Below are 18,271 nucleotides of genomic sequence, written 5' to 3'. Positions count from 1 at the left end.
ATTCGTCCTGGATCATTGTTTCTCTACTTTCTGCGGCCGGGAACGAACGGTGCAGTCGAAGAGCGACGCCTCGTCGGCCGCAAGGATCGCATCGACGCTCTCCGGCACGTCCCGGAGGAGGAAGACCGCCTCCTTCCCGGGGCAGGAGAGAACGTACCGGTCTCCTCCCGAACACCCCAGCCGGCGGTTCCCGAGGCTCGCGCCGGTGATCCCGATGAGCGTGTCGGCGATGCAGGGGTCGGGGCCGGGCGCGACCGAGACCTCGGGGGACGCGAGGTCGCGCCCGAAGATGCGCATCGCCGCCTCCGCGAGCCGCACCCCGACCGCCACCCCGGGGCAGAGTTCCCCGTGATAGTTCACCGCCTCACGGATAAGACCCGCCCGGTACTCGCCGGGCCCCATCTTCCGGATCTTCTCCGTCCGGTCGTGGCCGGTCGCGGAGAAGACGCAGTCCCATCCCGTCTGGTAGGGTTTGATATCGATCACCGGTGTTTCGTCGATCACGTCGACGTTCGCGAGCAGAAGAAACCGGTCGTCCCGTATGCCGCGCAGCCGGACCACCGAGACGGAGAGGGGGTTCGGCCGCGCCGGAGAGCGGAGAGAGAAGACACCTTTCTCCGGCAGATCGCTCGAGACCTTCCGGGGAACCGCTCTCAGGACGTCCCGGCCGGCCTCGTGCAGCCAGCAGACGAGGATCAGGTGCGAGTTCTCCTCGATACCGGAGAGCCCCCCGGCGTACCGGGAATAGATCTCGATCTCGGCGTCGACGCCCTGGACCGGCATATCGCTCCTTGAGCGGATACTGGAACGCACGAGTCCGATCGGAGAGAGTTCCATGCAGTGTCTTCTATCTCGATAGGATGTAATGCCTCCCCGCGGGGGGAGGAGGGGCTCCTCAGTACGCTACCTTCTCGTAATAGGACTGTGACCGGCAGTCGGAGCAGGCACCGTCGACGAGCAGGTTGTCGGGAACCATCTCGCCGCAGATGGAACAGATCGCGGACTTCCACGGCCATTTCTGGGGCACTTTCACCCGCACCCGCTCACAGGAGAGGAAATCTCGCCCGGCATCGATGACCTCGTCGATCAGATCGATACCCCGGGTTCTCGGATCGAAGAGCGGATCCTTGGTGTACCAGAGAGCGAACGTCGGATACCGCTCGATCTTAGCACCATCGACGAAGACCCGGGTCCCGTTCACATACGGGGCGTCGGCCGGCCCGTTCACGGTGAGGGCGAACTTCCCGATCGGGAGCACCCGGAGACGGTGGTTGCCGGTCGTACAGTGGGCGATCACCTGCAGGGCGTCGGGCAGGCACTTCGTGGTCTCACAGACGGCATAGATCTTCTTGCCCCGGGGAGATTCCAGGAGTTCCAGAGCATAGTCCACCATATAGACCCCGACCAGGAGTCCGGGGGCCGCAAAGGTGTGAAAATCGATGCATCTGTGGAAATTATCGATTAATTCCGGAGGGGAGCCTTTGGACTCGAGCCGGGCCTCGATATCTTCCCATGTATGATTCAGTCTCGGTTGCACGGAGATGTATATGGTCAAGGTAGGTTGTAAACATTTTGGATCTGTAAATTGAGTTTAATTTACCCAAAACGGGTTGTTGCGGCGTATCGCCGATGAAGCGCCACCGAATCACATAATAATCGATATCGTGGTTGATACCCCCGGTGCCGGAGATTGGGTCTGGGAGTCGATCAACTATATAGTGTGAAAAGTCGGCTAAGGTTAAAAGAGTAAGTTTAAATTTATATACTACTTAGTAGAGTAAAGCCACTGTTAACATGTCCGTTCTAGCCGGACATGCATGGCAAAACCGACGTTGAATGCAACTATCGGGAGAATTCACATGGCTGACATTAATGGTAAATTACGTTACGTTCCCACAACCTGCCCCTACTGCGGCGTAGGGTGCGGACTCAACCTTGTGGTGAACGATGGCAAACTCGTGGGGGTCGAACCCTACAAGAGGACCCCGATCAACGAGGGCAAACTCTGCCCCAAGGGAATGACCTGCTGGGAGTTCGTGCAGAGCCCCGACCGGCTGACGAAGCCCCTCATCAAGAAGAACGGCAAGTTCGAAGAAGCGTCCTGGGACGAGGCATACGACCTCATCGCCTCGAAGTTCAAGGAGACCTACGAGAAGTTCGGACCGAAGTCCCTCGGCTTCCAGGTCTCGTGCCGGACGCCGAACGAGGAGTGCTACGCCTTGCAGAAACTCGCGCGGGTGGCCTTTAAGACCAACAACATCGACAACTGCGCACGTATCTGCCACGGACCGTCCGTCGCGGGTCTCTCGCTCTCGTTCGGCTCCGGTGCCGCGACGAACCCCTTCGAAGACCTCGCGAACACGGACCTCATCTTCATGATCGGGGCAAACTCGGTTGAGGCACACCCGCTCGCCGGCCGCCGGATCCTCCAGGCAAAGAAGGCGGGCAAGACGCTCATCGTCTGCGACCCGCGCTACACGCCCACGGCGCGCCTGGCCGACCACTACGTCCGCTACAACCCCTCGACGAACATTGCCCTGATCAACTCGATCATGTACTGGATCATCAAGGAGAACCTCCACGACAAGGAGTTCATCGAGAAGCGGACGAAGGGATTCGAGGATATGAGGAAGGTCGTGGAGAAGTACGCGGATGTCGAGTCGATCACCGGCGTTCCGACCGAGCGGGTCAAGGAGATCGCCCGGATGTACGCCAACGCGAACAACGCGGTGATCATCTACTGCCTCGGCATCACGGAACTCTCGACCGGTACCGACAACGTCCGGTCGCTCGGAAACCTCGCAATGCTCACCGGCAACATCGGGAGACCCGGTGTCGGCGTCAACCCGCTCCGTGGCCAGAACAACGTCCAGGGCGCCTGCGACATGGGTGCCTACCCGAACGTCTTCTCCGGCTACCAGAAGTGCGAAGACCCCGTCGCCCGGAAGCGGATGGAGGAACTCTGGGGCGTCACCGGGCTTTCAAGCGAGTACGGCGTGACCCTGACGGAGCAGATCAACCAGTGCGGCGACCCGATCAAGGCGATGTACATCTTCGCGTTAAACCCGGTCGTCTCCTACCCCAACGCGAACCACGTAATGAAGTCGCTTGAGAAACTGGACTTCCTGGTCGTGCAGGACCTCTTCATGACCGAGACCGCCCAGTACGCAGACGTGATCCTCCCCGGTGCATCCTTCGCCGAGAAGGACGGGACGTTCACCAGCGCCGAGCGGCGTGTCAACCGTATCAGGAAGGCCGTCGAGACCCCCGGCGATTCGAAGGAGGACTGGCAGATCTTCGTCGACCTGGCCCACAAGCTCGGCCTCAATGGATTCGACTTCAACTCTCCGGAGGATATCTGGGACGACATGCGGCGGGTCACCCCGTCGATGGCCGGCATCTCCTACGCGAGGATGGAGAAGCCGGAGTCCGTGCACTGGCCCTGCCCCACCGAGGAGCACCCGGGAACCCCGATCCTGCACCGCGAGAAGTTCTCCGCGGCCGACGGTCTCGGCACCTTCTTCGGGCTCGAGTACCGGCCGCCCGCGGAGGTCGCCGACGCCGAGTATCCGTTCACCCTGATGACCGGACGTCTGATCTTCCACTACCACACCCGGACCCAGACCGGCCGGGCGAAGATCCTCCATCAGGAGGTGCCGGAAGCCTACGTGCAGATCAACGAAGAGGATGCCGCGCGGCTGAAGATCCAGAACGGAGAGATGATCCGGCTTCGGAGCAGACGCGGTGAGGCGGAGGCCCTTGCCAGAGTGACCGACGAGGTCGCGCCCGGCGTGCTGATGATGGCGATGCACTTCGGCGGGAAGGGGTCTGTGAACCTGCTTACGAACAATGTGCTGGACCCGCTCTCCAAGATGCCGGAGTTGAAACACAGTGCGGTTGCCGTCGAGAAGATCACGGGGGTGCAGTAAATGGTAGCGAAGGGAGATATGGTATACGCCTGGACGACGAGCCCCGACATCGCCAAAGTGGCGGAGTGCGGCGGCGCGGTGACCGGGCTTCTCAAGTACGCCCTGGAGAACAAGATCGTCGACGCCGTGCTGGCGGTGAAGAAGGGCGTGGACCTCTACGATGCGGTTCCCACGATCATCACCGACCCGGCCGAGATCGCACAGACGGCAGGCTCGCTCCACTGCGGGACGGTCCTGCTCGCGAAACTGATCAAGAAGTACCTCGGGGGCGCCGAGGATATGCGCCTTGCCGTGACGGTGAAGGGCTGCGACGCAATGGGCATCTACGAGCTCGCGAAGCGCAACCAGGTCAACCTGGACAACCTCCTCCTGATCGGCGTCAACTGCGGCGGTTCGGTCAGCCCGGTGACCGCCCGGAAGATGATCACCGAGAAGTTCGGGGTCGACCCGAACGACGTCGTCAAGGAAGAGATCGACAAGGGCCAGTTCATCATCGTCACGAAGGACGGCCAGCACAAGGGCATCTCGATGGACGAACTCGAGGATGCGGGCTTCGGCCGCCGCGGCAACTGCCGCCGGTGCAAGATGAAGATCCCCCGCCAGGCGGACCTCGCCTGCGGTAACTGGGGCGTCATCGGGGATAAGGCCGGCAAGGCAACCTTCGTCGAGGTCTGCTCCGAGAAAGGTGCAAACCTCCTCGACGCGGCCGTGAAGGCCGGAGCCGTCGCCACGGAGCCCGCGAACCCGAAGGGTATCGAGATCCGCGGCAAGGTCGAGAACTCGATGCTGAAACTCGGCGACAAGTGGCGGGCGCGCTACTTCGAGAGCCTCGGCGAAGGGAAGGAGCGTCTCCAGAAGATCATGGAGGACTCGAGCCGGTGCACCAAGTGCTACGCCTGCATCGAGAACTGCCCGATCTGCTACTGCGTCGAGTGCAGCACGAAGAAGCCCTACCTGGTGGCGCCGGGTGTGCTCCCCGTGCCGTTCATGTTCCACCTGATCCGCTACGCCCACGTATCGGACTCCTGTGTCAACTGCGGCCAGTGCGAGGAGAACTGCCCGATGGAGATCGCGAACTCGCTCTATATGCACGCCCTGCAGACGGACATGGAGAAGATGTTCGGCCACACCCCGGGTGTGGACCTGGAGCTCCCGGTCCTTGCGCTCGTTGAGGAGCAGGCGGAACGCCAGCGGCTCTCCGCAACCGGCAGCGACCAGATCTTCGACGTGTTCAAATAATCTCGTGTTATGGCAGGCGGTGAGGGGGTAACACCCCTGAGCCTGCCGGTGCCCGACCGTTCGGTCGGGTGTGTGGTCGACCGTCTTGAGTTCCATAAAAGCCTGAATGCGCTCGTGCCGGGGCGCAGAAGGTGTGTCTGGCAATACCCGGTGGCGGGGGGAGATTCCCCTGTCATCTCTTTGCGCCGCCGGGCCAGCCGTAATAACCTCTCTTCTCCAGGTATCCGGAGCATTTCACCGGAGAACGTTCATGCAGCGGACGAACCGCCGATCGGAAGACTGAACTGTCGGAGATCCTTACGAAACTTGTATGCGATTCGTATGCCCGCTTATTGTCGTTCGCAACATCGGGATCTCCAGGACGTTCTACGAAGAGGTGCTCGGCCAGAAGGTCGGCTACGATCTCGGTGAGAACGTATCGTTCGAGGGCGGTTTTGCGATCCACCTCCGGTCGCATTTTGCCGATCTGATCGGCGTCGACGAAGACGATATCGTCCGGGGCTCGAAGAACGCCGAACTCTACTTTGAAGAGGACGACCTGGACGCCTTTCTCGAACGGCTCAAAAGGATGGACTCGGTGAGGTACGTCCACGGGGTGATAGAGCAGCCCTGGGGGCAGCGGGCCGTCAGGCTCTACGACCCCGATATGCACATCGTCGAGGTCGGCGAACCCATGGAGAGCGTGGTGAAGAGGTTCCTCAAGGGCGGACTCTCAGTCGAAGAGACAGCACGGCGCACCTCGATGCCGGAAGAGTTCGTCCGGCAGTGTGTTGAGGCGGTGCGGCCCGATAGAGTATAGTTCATCCCCGCGGATCTCTTATAGCATGACCCGCCCCACACCGGGCGGTACCCGGTGCTGCCCGGGAGCGTGCAACGAGCTGAAGTGAGGAAGCATGTTCAAGAGAATTGCCTGTATCCGTATCGGCGGCGGAAGCGTCACCCGGGATGCCGCCGAAGAGACACCAGTCGCGATCTTCGTCAACGGCCGGCACCTGACGACCATTGCCTTGAGCCCCGGCGGTTTTGAGGATTTCGTCACCGGCTACCTCTACACCGAGGAGATCATCCGGAGCGCTGACGAGATCGAGTCGGTCAGGATCGAGGAGAACAGGATCAGCGTCATCACGAAGAACATCTTCAAGCGGGTCAGCGTGAAGAAGACCATCCTCTCCGGGTGCGGGGGAGCCGTCTCCTACATCGACACCCAGAAGTTGCCCGCAATCGACTCCGATCTCGTGGTTGCCGTGCCCGAGATCGAGGCCGCCGTCGCCGCCCTCAACGCCCCCGAACCGCTCGACGCGGTTGCGCTTGTCACTGAAGGCCGCATCGTCGCCCGCGCAGAAGACCTCGACCGGCACAACGCCCTTGATGAGGTGATCGGCCGGGGGCTGCGGGAATCCCTCGACTTCTCCCGGACGGCCGCCGTCGGCACCGGGGCGGTCACCTCCGAGATGGTCAGGAAGTGCCTTGCGGCGAACATTCCGGTGCTCGCCTCCACCGGGGCCCCGACCGCGCTTGCCGTGGAGGTCGCGGAGGAGACCGGGCTCTGTATCGTCGGGGCCGCGGGAACGCCGGAGATGGCGGTGTATACGCATCCGGAGAGGGTTGCGGGGATGGAGGGGCGAGGGGGCTCGTAACTCCGGTGCCAGTTCCTCATACGAGGCCGCGAAGGGTTTGACCACTAATACCCTGCTCTCCCCGCACCTGACGGTGGTCGAAATCCCGTTCTGTGGACGTTCCCCCGGGTAATATCCCCTTAGTTCACTTCATGATGAGATTCGGGAAGGACCGTGCACGGCTTCCCACCGGCTATCGCCACGGACTGCCCCCGCCCCTTGCGGCCGGGGTGGGGATTACAAGAGTCTTTGTATGTAGTTGAGACAGGGGAGGGGGGCTGCACCCCCCTCCCCGTCAGCCCCACCCCCAATGGCGATACCCCCACGGTCCACTTCATAGGGGGGTTTCGGAAAGAACTGTGCACGGCTTTCCCCCGGCTATCGCCACGGACTGCCCGCCCCCCTCCCGGGGCGGGAGGAGCGCGAAGCGCGGGCGGTGGGGGGACTAAAAGAGGTAGAGTGTCAATTTTGGGAGGGAGACGGCTCTACCGTCCCCGGCTGATCTCGTCGACGGCCGCAACCAGGAGATCGATCTCCTGCTCCGTCGTGAACGCCGCGAGACTCGCCCGCACCGTTCCCTCCGGGAGGTTCAGGTGCTCCATCAGCGGCTGGCAGCAGTGGTGCCCCGACCGCACCAGGATATCCGCATCCTCGTCGAGCATCTGCGCCGCCTCCTGCGGGTGAACACCGTCGATGGTGAACGAGACGACCCCGATCCGGGCACCCGGCTTCCGGCCGGCATAGACCGTGACCCCGTCGATCCCGGAGAGCCCCGCGATGAGCCGGGCGGTCAGGCGCTCCTCGTGCCGGTGAATCTTCTCCATCCCGATCCCCGAGAGGTAGTCCACGGCGACGCCGAGCGCGATCCCGCCGCCGACGTTCGGCGTGCCGGCCTCGTAGCGCTGGTAGCCCTCCGCGGGCACATGCCCCTCCGCCGTCACGCTCGTGACCATCCCCCCGCCGAGGACCGGCGGCTCGATGAGCGCCTCGCGCATCCAGAGAACCCCGGTCCCCATCGGCCCGAACATCTTGTGCCCCGCAAAGCAGAGGAAGTCGCAGCCGAGTTCCGCGACGTTCACCGGCATGTGCGGCAGCGACTGTGCTCCGTCCACCAGGAGGAGCGCCCCGTGCTCCCGGCAGAGCCCCGCGATCTCGTTAACCGGCGTCGTCACGCCGAGGACGTTCGAGGCGTGGGTGACGGCGACGAGCCGGACGCCGCCGCCGGCCAGGGTCTCTTCGAGCGCGGCAAGGTCGAGCGCGTAGTCGGCGTCGATCCCGACCACGTCGAGCGCGACCCCCTGCTTTGCCAGCGCCCTCCAGGGGAGGAGGTTCGAGTGGTGCTCAAGGATGGTGGTCGCCACGCGGTCGCCCGGTTTCCAGGAGAGCCCCTGTGCGACCACGTTGATCGCGTCCGTGGCGTTCTTCGTGAAGACCGTCACCCCCGCCTCCCCGCCGATGAACCGGGCCACCTTCTCGTGGGCGTGCCAGTAGCGCTGCGTCGCGATCCGGGTCAGGCGGTGAACGCCCCGGCCGACGTTCGCCCGGTAGCGGTGCTCGAACTCGACGAGCGCCTCCACCACCGGCTCCGGCGAGAAACTCGTCGCTGCGTTGTCGAGATAAACGATGTCGCCGAGGATCGGGAAGTCCTTGCGGATCCCGTCCGGGAAGGACTCGGTCTCTGCCGGCGGTGCCGGCTCGCGGGTACCCGTACTCTTCATGGCTGCCGCCCGGGCCTCCTTCTTCACCGGGGCCTCCTTCAGGGTGAAGTCCTCGTTCACGGCGATGCCCCGTTCCCGGCAGATCTCGCGCATCTTCGGGGGCAGCGCCCGCCACCGCCAGAGTCCCCATTGGTGGTAGGCGTCCGGCAACCCATTCTTCTCCGCCCACCGGATAAGGAATTCGTCCCAGCGGCCCGTCAGGTCCGGGTGCATCTCCCGGAGCCCCTCGTACTCGCTCTCAAGCACCGCCGGGCAGAGGTAACAGCCCACCCGTTCAAGACCCTTCTCGTAGAGCGGGTTCATGGGGACCTCCTGCCACCAGAGGTAGAGGAAGACCTCAAACGCCCGCCAGTTCCGGATCGGCGAGACGTTCAACTGCAGGGGATTTGCCGGGTTCTGACTCGTCTCGTCGAGGTCGGCACGGTTCCAGGACTCGTACCAGCGGTTCCCCTGGATGGTGACGCAGGGGCCGAGCCCGGCGAGGTAGATCTTCAGGGGCTGCAGTTTCAGGAGTTTGCAGCACCAGCGGTGGTCCTTCCCGGGCGGCCCGGCCTTCTCGACCGCCTGGAAGAAGTCGCCGCCTTTTTTGATGATCTCGACGTCCTGCGACGCCGCGAACTCCACCGTCTCGGGGAGCTCGAGCCCGGTGTCGATGAAGAACGCCTTCTCCACCCCTGCCTTCCGCGCGAGATGGAGGACGGCGGTGCTGTCCTTGCCGCCGGAGAACGAGACGTTCACGCACGGCCGGTCGTTCATGTGCTTTTTGATGGTGCGGACGGCGTTGCGTTCAAGGTTTTTCAAGTGGTAGCGGTTCTTCTCGATCACCTCGTCCCAGCCCGGGTCGGGCCGGGTGCGGGGCGCAACAGAGACGAGTTCCTTCACCCGGACCTGCCCGTCCTTGACGACACCGGTGCCGAACCGGTTCTTGTAGGCGACGATGACCGTCCCGTCGGGCACCCCCGTCGCCAGGGCGAACCGTTTCCCGCCGATGCGGCCCTTATGCGCGCGCACGGCGGGCTCGGCCTCGAGATCGACGATGCCTCTCGTTGCATACGGCAGGATGTACGGGAGTGCTTCGGGAGCGATATCGAGGCTGAACTTCCGCGCGATCGGGTCGAACGTGAGCCAGCCGAGCCGGTCGCCGTGGACGATCACGAGGTCCGCCCGGTCGGCGCCGCCGGTCTTGTTCAGGAGCACGACGCGGGGCAGGGGGATATCGCCGAACCGTTCGGTAAGAAGACGGCGTATGAGGGCCGTATCCGCTGCGAGGGCCGGGCGGACGTCGTGCGGCTGCAGGAGCTCGATCTCCCGGACCCTCGTCTTGCAGGAGCAGGTGCGCCCGATGAGGGGGACGTTGCACTGGTCGCACCAGTAGAGAACTTTTTTTACTGCCGGTTCGCGGTTCACGTAAAGAACAGTTGGTTTTCCGCAGACATTAAGGGAACCGGTGGGGGCGCCGGGGTGGAGCGTCCCCCCTCACGGCCGCCGCAAGAGCAGGCCGAGACCGGCAACGAGGACGGCCAGCAGGACCGCCGCAACCGCGAAGAAAGCGGTCTCGGCATACCGCTTCGCCTGAACGCCGGGGTAATCCGGACCCGGTTCGATGACGTCGATCGGGGCGCGGGCTTCGGCGCCGGAGACCGGGTCGGTGGCGACGAGCAGGAGCTTCCCCTCCGGCAACTCGGAGGAGGGCACCGTCCCGCGGAAATACCGGGTGGTATCGTCGGCGGCCACACGATCGTCTTCGAGGATCGTGTAGCCTGCAACGGGCGATCCGGAAGAGGCGCTGTAGATCAGCACGTCGACGCTTCCCGGAGGACGGTAGAAACTCGCGTCCCGGCTCCAGGCAGCGGAGATAACAAGGTCTTCGTCCCCGAAGAGGGTGTCGTTCGATAGCGAGAGCGTGAGAGACGGAAGCGGCGGGGGCGTCGCGCCCGAGACGGAGCAGGGCATGATGAGGAGGGCAGAGAAAGCCACCAGGAGGAAGAGACGGGGCCGGAGCGAGCGGGCCGGCATACCATACGGCTTCATACCCGGGTATCAGCCCGGTATGCGATAACCTTTCCCTCGCCGGAAAAAAGACGTCCGATACCGGGAGCAACACGGCGCAACGCCCTGGTGCGGCGGGCCGGGAGGTTACGCAAAGTTTATTCGCCTAAATGCGAATTATTTATAGATGGCATCGCGCTGCGTAAACAACCTGGGTGGACTGGTGCTTCTCAAGGACGTGACACCCGATCAGGTGAACGACTACGTGCGAAAGCACAGCAAAGAATATTACGAGATGGAACCGGGATTCGTCTTCAAGGAGATCCGGATGCTCTTAAAAGAACCCATGCTCGTCGGCCTCCAGATCCGGAAGGGGAAGATTCTGATGCCGTTTACGAAGCCCTGCCCCGGTTACGGGACGATGCTCTTCGAGATCGCGGCAAAGGATGCGGATATCGAGTTCATCCGCGACAACCTCGTGAAAATCTCGGAGTGAGGGGCGGGGCGTCCCGCTCGCCCGGCATAACGCCGGACAGACCGCTCTCGACAACCGGTCGATGCGCTCACCAGGCGGCCTTGCAGATCCTCTCTCCCCGTTTCGCCGTCTCCTGCCGCCCTTCCGGGGCGGCATGACCGATCGGTATATAGCCCCTGGCGGGAGAAACTTATACCGATCATTGTGGGCATTAAGGAGTGGGTAGTCCCTCAGGATAAGGTTTTTTTTGACCTCTTTGACGAGATGGCCGGAACGGTCGTTTCCGCAGCCGATCTTCTCGTTGATTTCGTCGAGAACTTCGAGAACGTGAAAGAAAAGTGCTACCAGGTGAAGCAGATCGAGCACCGGGGAGACGAGATCACGCACCAGATCTACGAGCAGCTGAACCGGACGTTCATCACGCCGCTTGAGCCCGAAGAGATCTCCCGCCTCGCCTCAGCGCTGGACGATATCCTCGACTACATCGACGGCACCGCACAGCAGATGTACAGTTACGGCATCACCGAGACCGACGACTCGATGATCGAACTTGCAAAGTTGATCCAGTTGAGCGTCATCGAGATCGAGAAGGCCGTCACCAGCATACGGTCGATCAAGGATCCGGGCCTGATCGAAGAGCGGTGCATCGAGGTGAACCGCCTGGAGAACATCGCAGACAACGTCCTCGGTCATGCCATCATGGACATCTTCAAGACGAAGGATGCGATCACCATCATCAAACTCAAGGACATCTACGAGAACCTGGAGATGGCGACCGACAAGTGTGAAGACGTCGCCAACGTCTTGAGCGACATAGCCATCAGACATTCCTGAGCGCTATGGACCCGATCATCATCCTCGGCATCGTTCTTGCCCTCCTCTTTAACTTTGCAAACGGCTTGAACGATGCCGCAAACTCGATCGCCACCATCATCGCGACAAAAGCCTTAACCCCGCTGCAGGCGGTCCTCCTCGCGGGGGTCTTCAACCTCCTCGGCCCCCTTCTCTTCACTACGGCGATTGCGGCAACCATTGGAAGAGGGATCGTCGACCCCTCATTCCTTACGCCGACGCTGATCCTGGTGGCCCTGGTCGGCGGGGTGCTCTGGGTTCTTACGACCTCTCTTCTCGGGATCCCAGTATCGAGTAGCCATGCTTTGATTGGAGGGCTTCTTGGTGCCGGCATTGCAGGTGCCGGAACAGGAGCGATCATCTGGCCATCGCTTTCGATGATCGAGCAGACCGTCTTCTATGGGCTCGCCGGCATCGTCCTCGGTGCAATCGTCACGGGAGCGTTTGCATACCTGAAGGGCGAGTTCAAGCCGTGGAACCTCCTTGTCGGAGGACTCATCGGGGTGACGCTGGCAATCCCGATAGCCATCGCAACTGGATTCCTGAAGGTCAGCGGCCTCCTTGCGATCATCATCTTCATCGTCATCTCCCCGACGCTCGGGTTCGTCGTCGCGTTCATATTCGGCACCGCCGTCGTCCACGCCTTCCGCAACTACGCTCCGCGGCGCCTGACCCGCTTCTTTCGGAACCTCCAGATCTTCTCGGGGTCGCTGCAGGCGGTCGGTCACGGCGGCAACGACGCCCAGAACGCGATGGGCATCATCACCGCCATGCTTCTTGCCGGCGGGCTGATCTCCGAATTTGCTGTCCCGCTCTGGGTGATACTGGCCTCTTCACTTGCGATCTCGATCGGGACGCTCCTTGGGGGATGGCGGGTCATCGACAAGATGGCGAACAAAATCACCCGGATCCGGCCTTACCAGGGGTTTGCGGCATCGACCTCCGCCGGGGGCGTCCTCTCGCTGATGAACGTCTTCGGCGTCCCGGTCTCGACGACACACGCGACGACCGGGGCGATCATGGGCGTCGGCGCGACACGCGGCTACTCAGCAGTCAAATGGGGCGTGGTCCGCGAGATCCTGATCGCCTGGATCCTGACCGTCCCGGCGGCGGCGGTCGTGGCCGGGATCTGTCTCCTCGCCGGCCAGGCGGTGTTCGGCGGGGTGTTTTGAATAAACTGGTTCGCTGCCCGGCCACCCGCACTCTCTTTTAATCGAACTTTGTGATAGTTGACGATCGCAGGACGAAGTCTGGCTGGTTTACATGAGCCTGTAAATTCAGCCGTTGCATAATTCCATCTACGGATTTTTCAGGTACGGCTGTGAAGCCCGGACTGGGCATGCCTCCCACGTTAGTTCTAATATAATATCACAACTCAGAGCCACTCCCTCTATTTTCGAAAACGCATCATAAGGAGCCTGCGCCCATGCACGGCTTTCCCGGCGATATCGCCACGCGCTGCCCCCGCCCCTCGGGGCGGGGAACGACTGCCGGAACGGCAGGAGTTAAAGCACCGTCAGGTGCGGGGGAGGAGCGCGAAGCGCGGGCGGGGTGGGGGCTACATGCCCCCTTAAGGGATGGAGACAGGGGAGGGGGGCTGCACCCCCCTCCCCGTCAGCCCCTCCCCCCAATGGTGATATCCCCACGGTCCAGTGCACGGGATCTCTCACAGTTATGCTTCGTGTTCGAGTTTGAGACGTCACTGAGTTCAAATCGCAAGATTCGCTAGAACTGAAACAGAAGCACTATCAGTTACAAGTAGCCCAGCCGCTGAAAAATCCGTAGATGGGCTTTGCAGGAATCCCAGAAAACAACAGTTCAGAGCGCAACGGATCGACCCTGCAACCTGTTGCGCCCCGCGCAACCGCGAGCCGGAATAGTTCGCCCTACTCCTCCCCGCCCCCCAGTTCCCGGTAATACCGGCAGAGGTCCGCGACGACGCACTCCGCGTGCTTCGGGTTCTGCGCCGTGCAGACGGCCCGGCCGTGGCGGATCAGGAGATAGTTGATGTCCCCCCAGGCCTCCTCGGGGAAGAGAGCCACGAGATCGCGCTCGATGATGTCGGGGTTCGTGCTCTCGGTGAACCCCAGCCTCTTCGAGACCCGGCGGACGTGGGTGTCGACCGCGATGCCGACGTTGATGTCGAACGCCTGGGAGAGGATGATGTTCGCGGTCTTCCTCCCGACACCGGGGAGGGACCGCAACTCCTCCATCGTCCGCGGGACCTCGCCGCCGAACTCGGCGACGATCTTCCTCGCCGCCCCGACGATATGGCGCGCCTTCGTGCGGTGAAACCCGATCGTCCTGATGATCGGCTCCACCTCCCCGGGCTCCGCGCGGGCGAGCGCCTCCGGCGTCGGGTAGCGGGAGAAGAGAGCGTCCCGAACGGCGTTGACGGCGCGGTCGGTCGTCTGCGCCGAGAGGATCGTGAGGATCAGCGTCTCGTACGGGTTATGAAAGTCGAGAAAATGGCGCCTGCCGTCGACGACGGGATACTGTAGAAGAAGACGGCGGTAGACCTCGCAGGCGGTCGTGCGGTTCATGACTGATGGGGCAGGGCAGATTCGAACTGCCGTCAAAGCGTCCCAAACGCTCTAGGATGGACCAGGCTACCCTACTGCCCCTGTACCTGCATACGTTGGGAATCCAGACAAAAATAGTTGCCGATGAAGGAGAGGTTCAGGAGAGCAGGGGGGTCGAACCCTCTTCGCAGACGACGGTGCCGACGAACGCGCCCTCCACGATAGCCCGGTAGAGGTTCTCCGGGTCGCGGCCGTCGAGCACCAGGAGCGGGATGCCCGACCGCTCGATCACCTTTCCCGCCACGATATCAAGCACGATGTTCGCGCCCGCATCCATCCGGCTCCCCGTGATGATATCGAGGAGCTCCTGCGGCGTGAGACGCTCGTGCCTCACCGCACCGGCATCCTTCTTCGGGTCGGCGCTGTAGATCCCGTTGACCGATGTGGCGTTGATGAGGAGGTCGGCACCGACGCTCTCGGCGAGAACCGCGGAGACCGCATCGGTCGTCTGCGCGGGGGTGATGCCGCCCATGACGACGATCTTGCCGGTCTCTGCGAACTCCAGCGCCTCCGTGTAGTTCTCCGCAACGCGCGGGTAGGCCGCATCTCCGAGCCCGGCGATGAGAAGGCGCGCGTTCAGCCGGGTCACCATGATGCCGAGTTCGTCCGCTACCGCCTCCCCGGCGCCGAGACCGCGGGCGACCCCGATGTACCGGCGCGCCTCCCCGCCGCCGCCGACGACGATGAAAATCCGGCACTTTCCGGCCATCTTTTTCAGAACAGACACATATCGATCGATATTGTTCGATTCAAGCGAAGGAACCAGAACCGAGCCGCCCAGAGAAATTACGATCTTCTTCATCCCACCCTATTATTATCCCCGATTCACTCATATACCTGTTGTGAAGAGGCTGCACTGCCCTGTATGCAATTCCACGGATCTCTGGGCGGTTACCGGCGGCTATACCGGCTGTATCTACCGCTGCAAGCGTTGCGGCTACTCCGGGGCGCTGGTCGTCGAGTACGACGACGGAGAAGACGGGGAGCGGGGCGACCGGTAGCCCGCCCGCAATAACTATCATGGTTCCCCTCACGCGGTGATCATATGCACGAGGCGCGACTCTACCAGAAACTGGAGGAGAACACCGTCCGCTGCTCTCTCTGCGCACACAGGTGCACCATCAAGGAGGGCAGACAGGGCGTCTGCGGCGTCCGCATCAACCGCGGCGGTACGCTCTATGCCGCCACCTTCGGCAAGGTCGGCGCCGAAGCGGTCGACCCCATCGAGAAGAAGCCGCTCTACCATTTCCTGCCTGGAACCCTCTCCTACTCTCTCGGCACCATCGGGTGCAACTTCCACTGCGCGCACTGCCAGAACTGGCACATCTCCCAGCAGACACTGGAGATGGAGCTGCTCAGGGATATCAGCCCGGAGCAGGGCGTGGAGCGGGCGATCCGGTCGGGCTCTGCAAGCATCGCATGGACGTACAACGAGCCCACCATCTGGCACGAGTACCCGCTCGCGATGGGGACGCTGGCGCGGCAAAAGGGTCTCGGAGCGGTCTACGTCACGAACGGCTACATCACCGAAGAGGGGCTCCGCGAGCTCGCGGGAATGCTCAACGCCTTCCGCGTCGACATCAAATCGTTCTCCGACACCTTCTACCGGAAGGTCTGCGGCGGGCGGTTGCAGCCGATCCTCGACGCGACGGCGCTTGCGAAAGAGTTCGGGATGCACGTCGAGACAGTAACACTGGTCATCCCGGGGCAGAACGACTCGATGGAAGAGATGGAGACGCTCATCCGGTGGGTGCTCGAGAACCTCGGCCCCGACACCCCGATGCACTTCACCCGGTTCCACCCCGACTACAGGATGCTCGACGCGAGGCCGACCGAGATCAGGGCTCTTGAGAAGATCTACGAGCGTGCGAAAGAACTCGGGATTCATTACCCGTATCTCGGCAACGTCGGAGGGCACCCCTACGAGAACACCTACTGCCCCGCCTGCGGCAGCCCCGTCATCGAGCGGTCGGGCTACGCCGTCCGGATAACGGGGCTTGAAGGGCACACCTGCACCGAATGCGGTGGGCGGATCGAGTATGTCTCGGAGATCCGGTGAACGCCGGAGATTCCTGACCGACCGGATGCTCGGGACGCTCACCCGCTACCTCCGGTTCATGGGCTACGACACCATGAGCGCAAACAGCCTCTCCCCGGGGAGCACCCGGGAAGATACCCTCCTCCTCGAGATCGCCGCCGGGGACGACCGGTTCCTCCTGACCCGCGACCGCGAACTCGCACGACGGGGCGGGGAGCAGGCGGTCTACATCGAGTCCGAAGAGATCATGGCTCAGATCCGGCAGGTCGCCGACCTCGGGCTGATCGAGCCCGAGATCCGGATGAGCCGCTGTTCGCTCTGCAACACCCGCCTCCGGCTGGCCACCGTGCGGGAGATCCGGGAGGCACGCTACGCCCCGCGGTCGACCCGGGGAAAGGAGTTCTCGTGGTGCCCCGCATGCAGGAAACTCTACTGGATGGGCTCGCACGGCACCAGCCTTGAGCGCCGCCTCAAAGAGTCCTTCTCTTCCTGACCCGGTGCATTGGAACCCCAAAACACCCCATTTCAGGTCTTTTTTGAGAATCCCGGAAAGATATATCATCTCAGAGGCATTATGAAGCGCTCGGACTGCATGCCGGCCCGGTGTGGATCCTGACGTAGCGGAAGGGAGCCGTGAGCCCCGGTGGCCGGCAGAGACGACAGAGACGAGGAATACCATGGAGAGCCTGAAGATAGCATTTTTCTGCTGGGAGTCGCTGTATGCGGAGCGGGTTGGCGGGCTCGCGAGCGCGGCGACAAATCTTGCCGAGACGCTGGCGCAGAACCACGAGGTGCATTTTTTCACCCGGGGAGAAGGGGAGGACGCCGAGATCAACAACGTTCACTACCACTACTGCCGGCCGTCGGGAGAGGACATCGTCCGGTACTGCTCTGATATGAGCCGGAAGATGCTCGACCGGTTCGGCGAATTCGACGCACAGCCGTTCGACCTCCTGCACTTCCACGACTGGCACGTGGTCGACGCGCTCCACCGTCTCCGGGACGGGGAGACCGTCTTCACCTACCACTCGACCGAGTTTGGAAGAAACGGGAATAATTTCAGCACCGGGTGGCCGTTTACGGAGATATCCAGGATCGAACGTTACGGTGCATCGATTGCAAAGCACGTAACCGCGGTCTCCTCGACCCTCCGGCAGGAGGCCATGAGCCTCTACAACATCCCGGACTGGAAGATCGACGTCGTCCATAACGGCATCGTGCCCGATCACTACCAGGCGGACGTCGATCCGGAAGCGGTGAAACGGCGCTACGGCTTTGACCCGGACTCCCCGCTGATCCTCTTCGTCGGGCGGCTTGCGTGGCAGAAAGGGCCCGACATGCTGGTGGACGCGGCTCCCGCCCTCCTCCGGGAGCATGCCGATGGCCAGTTCGTCTTCGTCGGCGACGGACAGATGCGCCGGGGGCTCGAGACCCGGGCCCGGTCGCTTCCCGTCCGGTTCCTCGGGCGGCTCTCCGACGCGGAGTACGTGCCGCTCCTCAACGCAAGCGACATCGTCGCCATCCCGAGCAGAAACGAGCCGTTCGGGCTTGTGCTCCTTGAAGCATGGAGCGCCGGCCGGAGCGTCGTCGCTTCCGACGTCGGCGGGCTCTCGGAGAACATCGAGCACGGGACCGACGGGGTCAAGGTGCGGCCGCACCCGGACTCGATCGCCCGTGGGCTCTCCCGGGTGGCCGACTCACCCGAGAAAGGGCTCGCCATGGGCCGGGAAGGGCTCGACAAAGTGAAGAAAGAGTTCCTGTGGAACCGTGTCGCCGGGCGGATGGAAGGCGTCTACAGAAAACTCGCGAAGCACGACACGATCCCCTGCTGAT

17 protein-coding genes and 1 tRNA gene are annotated in these 18,271 nt (G+C 62.7%); 11 read left to right on the top strand and 7 right to left on the bottom strand.

Annotated elements, in window-relative coordinates; all coding sequences use genetic code 11:
• Positions 1-12: 12 nt before the first annotated feature.
• Complete coding sequence (gene tsaA, locus MchiMG62_RS06005) at positions 13-783, bottom strand: tRNA (N6-threonylcarbamoyladenosine(37)-N6)-methyltransferase TrmO (RefSeq protein ID WP_244987822.1); 771 nt, start codon at positions 781-783, stop codon at positions 13-15.
• Between the two features lie 112 nt (positions 784-895).
• Entirely contained in the window at positions 896-1,537 is a 642-nt protein-coding gene (locus MchiMG62_RS06000; RefSeq protein ID WP_221058364.1) for an FmdE family protein, read from the bottom strand.
• Positions 1,538-1,859: 322 nt separating this feature from the next.
• Between MchiMG62_RS06000 and fdhF the strand changes: the two genes are divergently transcribed.
• From fdhF to fdhD, 4 genes are all read left to right on the top strand, one after another.
• The gene (gene fdhF, locus MchiMG62_RS05995) at positions 1,860-3,929 is read left to right on the top strand and encodes a formate dehydrogenase subunit alpha (protein WP_221058362.1); all 2,070 of its coding nucleotides are present in this window, start codon (positions 1,860-1,862) and stop codon (positions 3,927-3,929) included.
• On the top strand, positions 3,930-5,168 hold the full coding sequence (locus tag MchiMG62_RS05990) for a Coenzyme F420 hydrogenase/dehydrogenase, beta subunit C-terminal domain (protein ID WP_221058361.1): 1,239 nt from the start codon (positions 3,930-3,932) through the stop codon (positions 5,166-5,168).
• A gap of 310 nt (positions 5,169-5,478) precedes the next feature.
• Positions 5,479-5,967 (top strand): VOC family protein, encoded by a 489-nt coding sequence (locus tag MchiMG62_RS05985; RefSeq protein WP_221058360.1) that lies wholly within the window; start codon positions 5,479-5,481, stop codon positions 5,965-5,967.
• Between the two features lie 94 nt (positions 5,968-6,061).
• The gene (gene fdhD / locus MchiMG62_RS05980) at positions 6,062-6,805 is read left to right on the top strand and encodes a formate dehydrogenase accessory sulfurtransferase FdhD (protein ID WP_221058359.1); all 744 of its coding nucleotides are present in this window, start codon (positions 6,062-6,064) and stop codon (positions 6,803-6,805) included.
• Between the two features lie 464 nt (positions 6,806-7,269).
• Here fdhD and MchiMG62_RS05975 read toward each other — a convergent pair whose 3' ends face one another.
• Together MchiMG62_RS05975 and MchiMG62_RS05970 are read right to left on the bottom strand one after the other, a co-directional pair.
• The gene (locus tag MchiMG62_RS05975; protein ID WP_221058358.1) at positions 7,270-9,909 is read right to left on the bottom strand and encodes an aminotransferase class V-fold PLP-dependent enzyme; all 2,640 of its coding nucleotides are present in this window, start codon (positions 9,907-9,909) and stop codon (positions 7,270-7,272) included.
• Positions 9,910-9,978: 69 nt separating this feature from the next.
• A complete protein-coding gene (locus tag MchiMG62_RS05970) occupies positions 9,979-10,533 on the bottom strand; it encodes a hypothetical protein (RefSeq protein ID WP_221058357.1) in 555 nt (184 codons plus the stop codon).
• A gap of 145 nt (positions 10,534-10,678) precedes the next feature.
• Between MchiMG62_RS05970 and MchiMG62_RS05965 the strand changes: the two genes are divergently transcribed.
• The 3 genes from MchiMG62_RS05965 (at position 10,679) to MchiMG62_RS05955 (ending at position 12,990) form a co-directional block, all read left to right on the top strand.
• The gene (locus MchiMG62_RS05965) at positions 10,679-10,987 is read left to right on the top strand and encodes a DUF1894 domain-containing protein (protein WP_054848406.1); all 309 of its coding nucleotides are present in this window, start codon (positions 10,679-10,681) and stop codon (positions 10,985-10,987) included.
• Between the two features lie 243 nt (positions 10,988-11,230).
• On the top strand, positions 11,231-11,800 hold the full coding sequence (locus MchiMG62_RS05960) for a DUF47 domain-containing protein (RefSeq protein ID WP_244987821.1): 570 nt from the start codon (positions 11,231-11,233) through the stop codon (positions 11,798-11,800).
• A 5-nt stretch (positions 11,801-11,805) separates the two neighbouring features.
• On the top strand, positions 11,806-12,990 hold the full coding sequence (locus MchiMG62_RS05955; RefSeq protein WP_221058355.1) for an inorganic phosphate transporter: 1,185 nt from the start codon (positions 11,806-11,808) through the stop codon (positions 12,988-12,990).
• A 714-nt stretch (positions 12,991-13,704) separates the two neighbouring features.
• On the opposite strand, the gene nth is transcribed toward MchiMG62_RS05955, so the two are convergent.
• The 3 genes from nth to pyrH all read right to left on the bottom strand — a co-directional run bounded on the left by nth (position 13,705) and on the right by pyrH (position 15,202).
• The gene (nth, locus tag MchiMG62_RS05950; RefSeq protein ID WP_221058354.1) at positions 13,705-14,361 is read right to left on the bottom strand and encodes an endonuclease III; all 657 of its coding nucleotides are present in this window, start codon (positions 14,359-14,361) and stop codon (positions 13,705-13,707) included.
• A 6-nt stretch (positions 14,362-14,367) separates the two neighbouring features.
• A tRNA-Pro gene (locus tag MchiMG62_RS05945) sits at positions 14,368-14,442 on the bottom strand.
• Between the two features lie 55 nt (positions 14,443-14,497).
• Positions 14,498-15,202, bottom strand: coding sequence for a UMP kinase (gene pyrH / locus MchiMG62_RS05940; RefSeq protein ID WP_221058353.1), 705 nt, complete (start codon positions 15,200-15,202; stop codon positions 14,498-14,500).
• 40 nt (positions 15,203-15,242) lie between these two features.
• Here pyrH and MchiMG62_RS05935 point away from each other — a divergent pair, with 40 nt between their 5' ends.
• The 4 genes from MchiMG62_RS05935 (at position 15,243) to MchiMG62_RS05920 (ending at position 18,270) form a co-directional block, all read left to right on the top strand.
• Positions 15,243-15,401 carry a hypothetical protein gene (locus MchiMG62_RS05935; RefSeq protein WP_221058798.1) on the top strand — a complete coding sequence of 53 codons (159 nt, stop codon included), beginning with the start codon at positions 15,243-15,245 and terminating at the stop codon, positions 15,399-15,401.
• Between the two features lie 44 nt (positions 15,402-15,445).
• Entirely contained in the window at positions 15,446-16,459 is a 1,014-nt protein-coding gene (amrS, locus tag MchiMG62_RS05930; RefSeq protein ID WP_221058351.1) for an AmmeMemoRadiSam system radical SAM enzyme, read from the top strand.
• Positions 16,440-16,931, top strand: coding sequence for a Mut7-C RNAse domain-containing protein (locus MchiMG62_RS05925; RefSeq protein ID WP_221058349.1), 492 nt, complete (start codon positions 16,440-16,442; stop codon positions 16,929-16,931). The genes amrS and MchiMG62_RS05925 overlap by 20 nt, the downstream gene beginning before the upstream one ends.
• A gap of 184 nt (positions 16,932-17,115) precedes the next feature.
• Positions 17,116-18,270, top strand: coding sequence for a glycosyltransferase family 4 protein (locus MchiMG62_RS05920; RefSeq protein WP_221058669.1), 1,155 nt, complete (start codon positions 17,116-17,118; stop codon positions 18,268-18,270).
• The last annotated feature ends 1 nt before the right edge of the window (position 18,271 follow it).

The sequence above is a fragment of the Methanoculleus chikugoensis genome (genome assembly GCF_019669965.1).
In the GTDB taxonomy this organism is placed as follows: Archaea; Halobacteriota; Methanomicrobia; order Methanomicrobiales; family Methanoculleaceae; genus Methanoculleus; species Methanoculleus chikugoensis.
The sequence above is the reverse complement of the archived record's forward strand: the minus strand, read 5'-3'. Positions and strand labels throughout refer to the sequence as shown.

What these genes read in the sequence shown, in the direction of transcription:
- nth (WP_221058354.1), bottom strand. Translation starts at nt 14,361, where the DNA reads ATGAACCGCACGACCGCCTGCGAGGTCTACCGCCGTCTTCTTCTACAG.
- fdhF (WP_221058362.1), top strand. Translation starts at nt 1,860, where the DNA reads ATGGCTGACATTAATGGTAAATTACGTTACGTTCCCACAACCTGCCCC.
- MchiMG62_RS05970 (WP_221058357.1), bottom strand. Translation starts at nt 10,533, where the DNA reads ATGAAGCCGTATGGTATGCCGGCCCGCTCGCTCCGGCCCCGTCTCTTC.
- MchiMG62_RS05965 (WP_054848406.1), top strand. Translation starts at nt 10,679, where the DNA reads ATGGCATCGCGCTGCGTAAACAACCTGGGTGGACTGGTGCTTCTCAAG.
- pyrH (WP_221058353.1), bottom strand. Translation starts at nt 15,202, where the DNA reads ATGAAGAAGATCGTAATTTCTCTGGGCGGCTCGGTTCTGGTTCCTTCG.
- MchiMG62_RS05960 (WP_244987821.1), top strand. Translation starts at nt 11,231, where the DNA reads ATGGCCGGAACGGTCGTTTCCGCAGCCGATCTTCTCGTTGATTTCGTC.
- tsaA (WP_244987822.1), bottom strand. Translation starts at nt 783, where the DNA reads ATGCCGGTCCAGGGCGTCGACGCCGAGATCGAGATCTATTCCCGGTAC.
- MchiMG62_RS05985 (WP_221058360.1), top strand. Translation starts at nt 5,479, where the DNA reads ATGCGATTCGTATGCCCGCTTATTGTCGTTCGCAACATCGGGATCTCC.
- MchiMG62_RS05990 (WP_221058361.1), top strand. Translation starts at nt 3,930, where the DNA reads ATGGTAGCGAAGGGAGATATGGTATACGCCTGGACGACGAGCCCCGAC.
- MchiMG62_RS05955 (WP_221058355.1), top strand. Translation starts at nt 11,806, where the DNA reads ATGGACCCGATCATCATCCTCGGCATCGTTCTTGCCCTCCTCTTTAAC.
- fdhD (WP_221058359.1), top strand. Translation starts at nt 6,062, where the DNA reads ATGTTCAAGAGAATTGCCTGTATCCGTATCGGCGGCGGAAGCGTCACC.
- amrS (WP_221058351.1), top strand. Translation starts at nt 15,446, where the DNA reads ATGCACGAGGCGCGACTCTACCAGAAACTGGAGGAGAACACCGTCCGC.
- MchiMG62_RS05920 (WP_221058669.1), top strand. Translation starts at nt 17,116, where the DNA reads ATGGAGAGCCTGAAGATAGCATTTTTCTGCTGGGAGTCGCTGTATGCG.
- MchiMG62_RS05925 (WP_221058349.1), top strand. Translation starts at nt 16,440, where the DNA reads ATGTCTCGGAGATCCGGTGAACGCCGGAGATTCCTGACCGACCGGATG.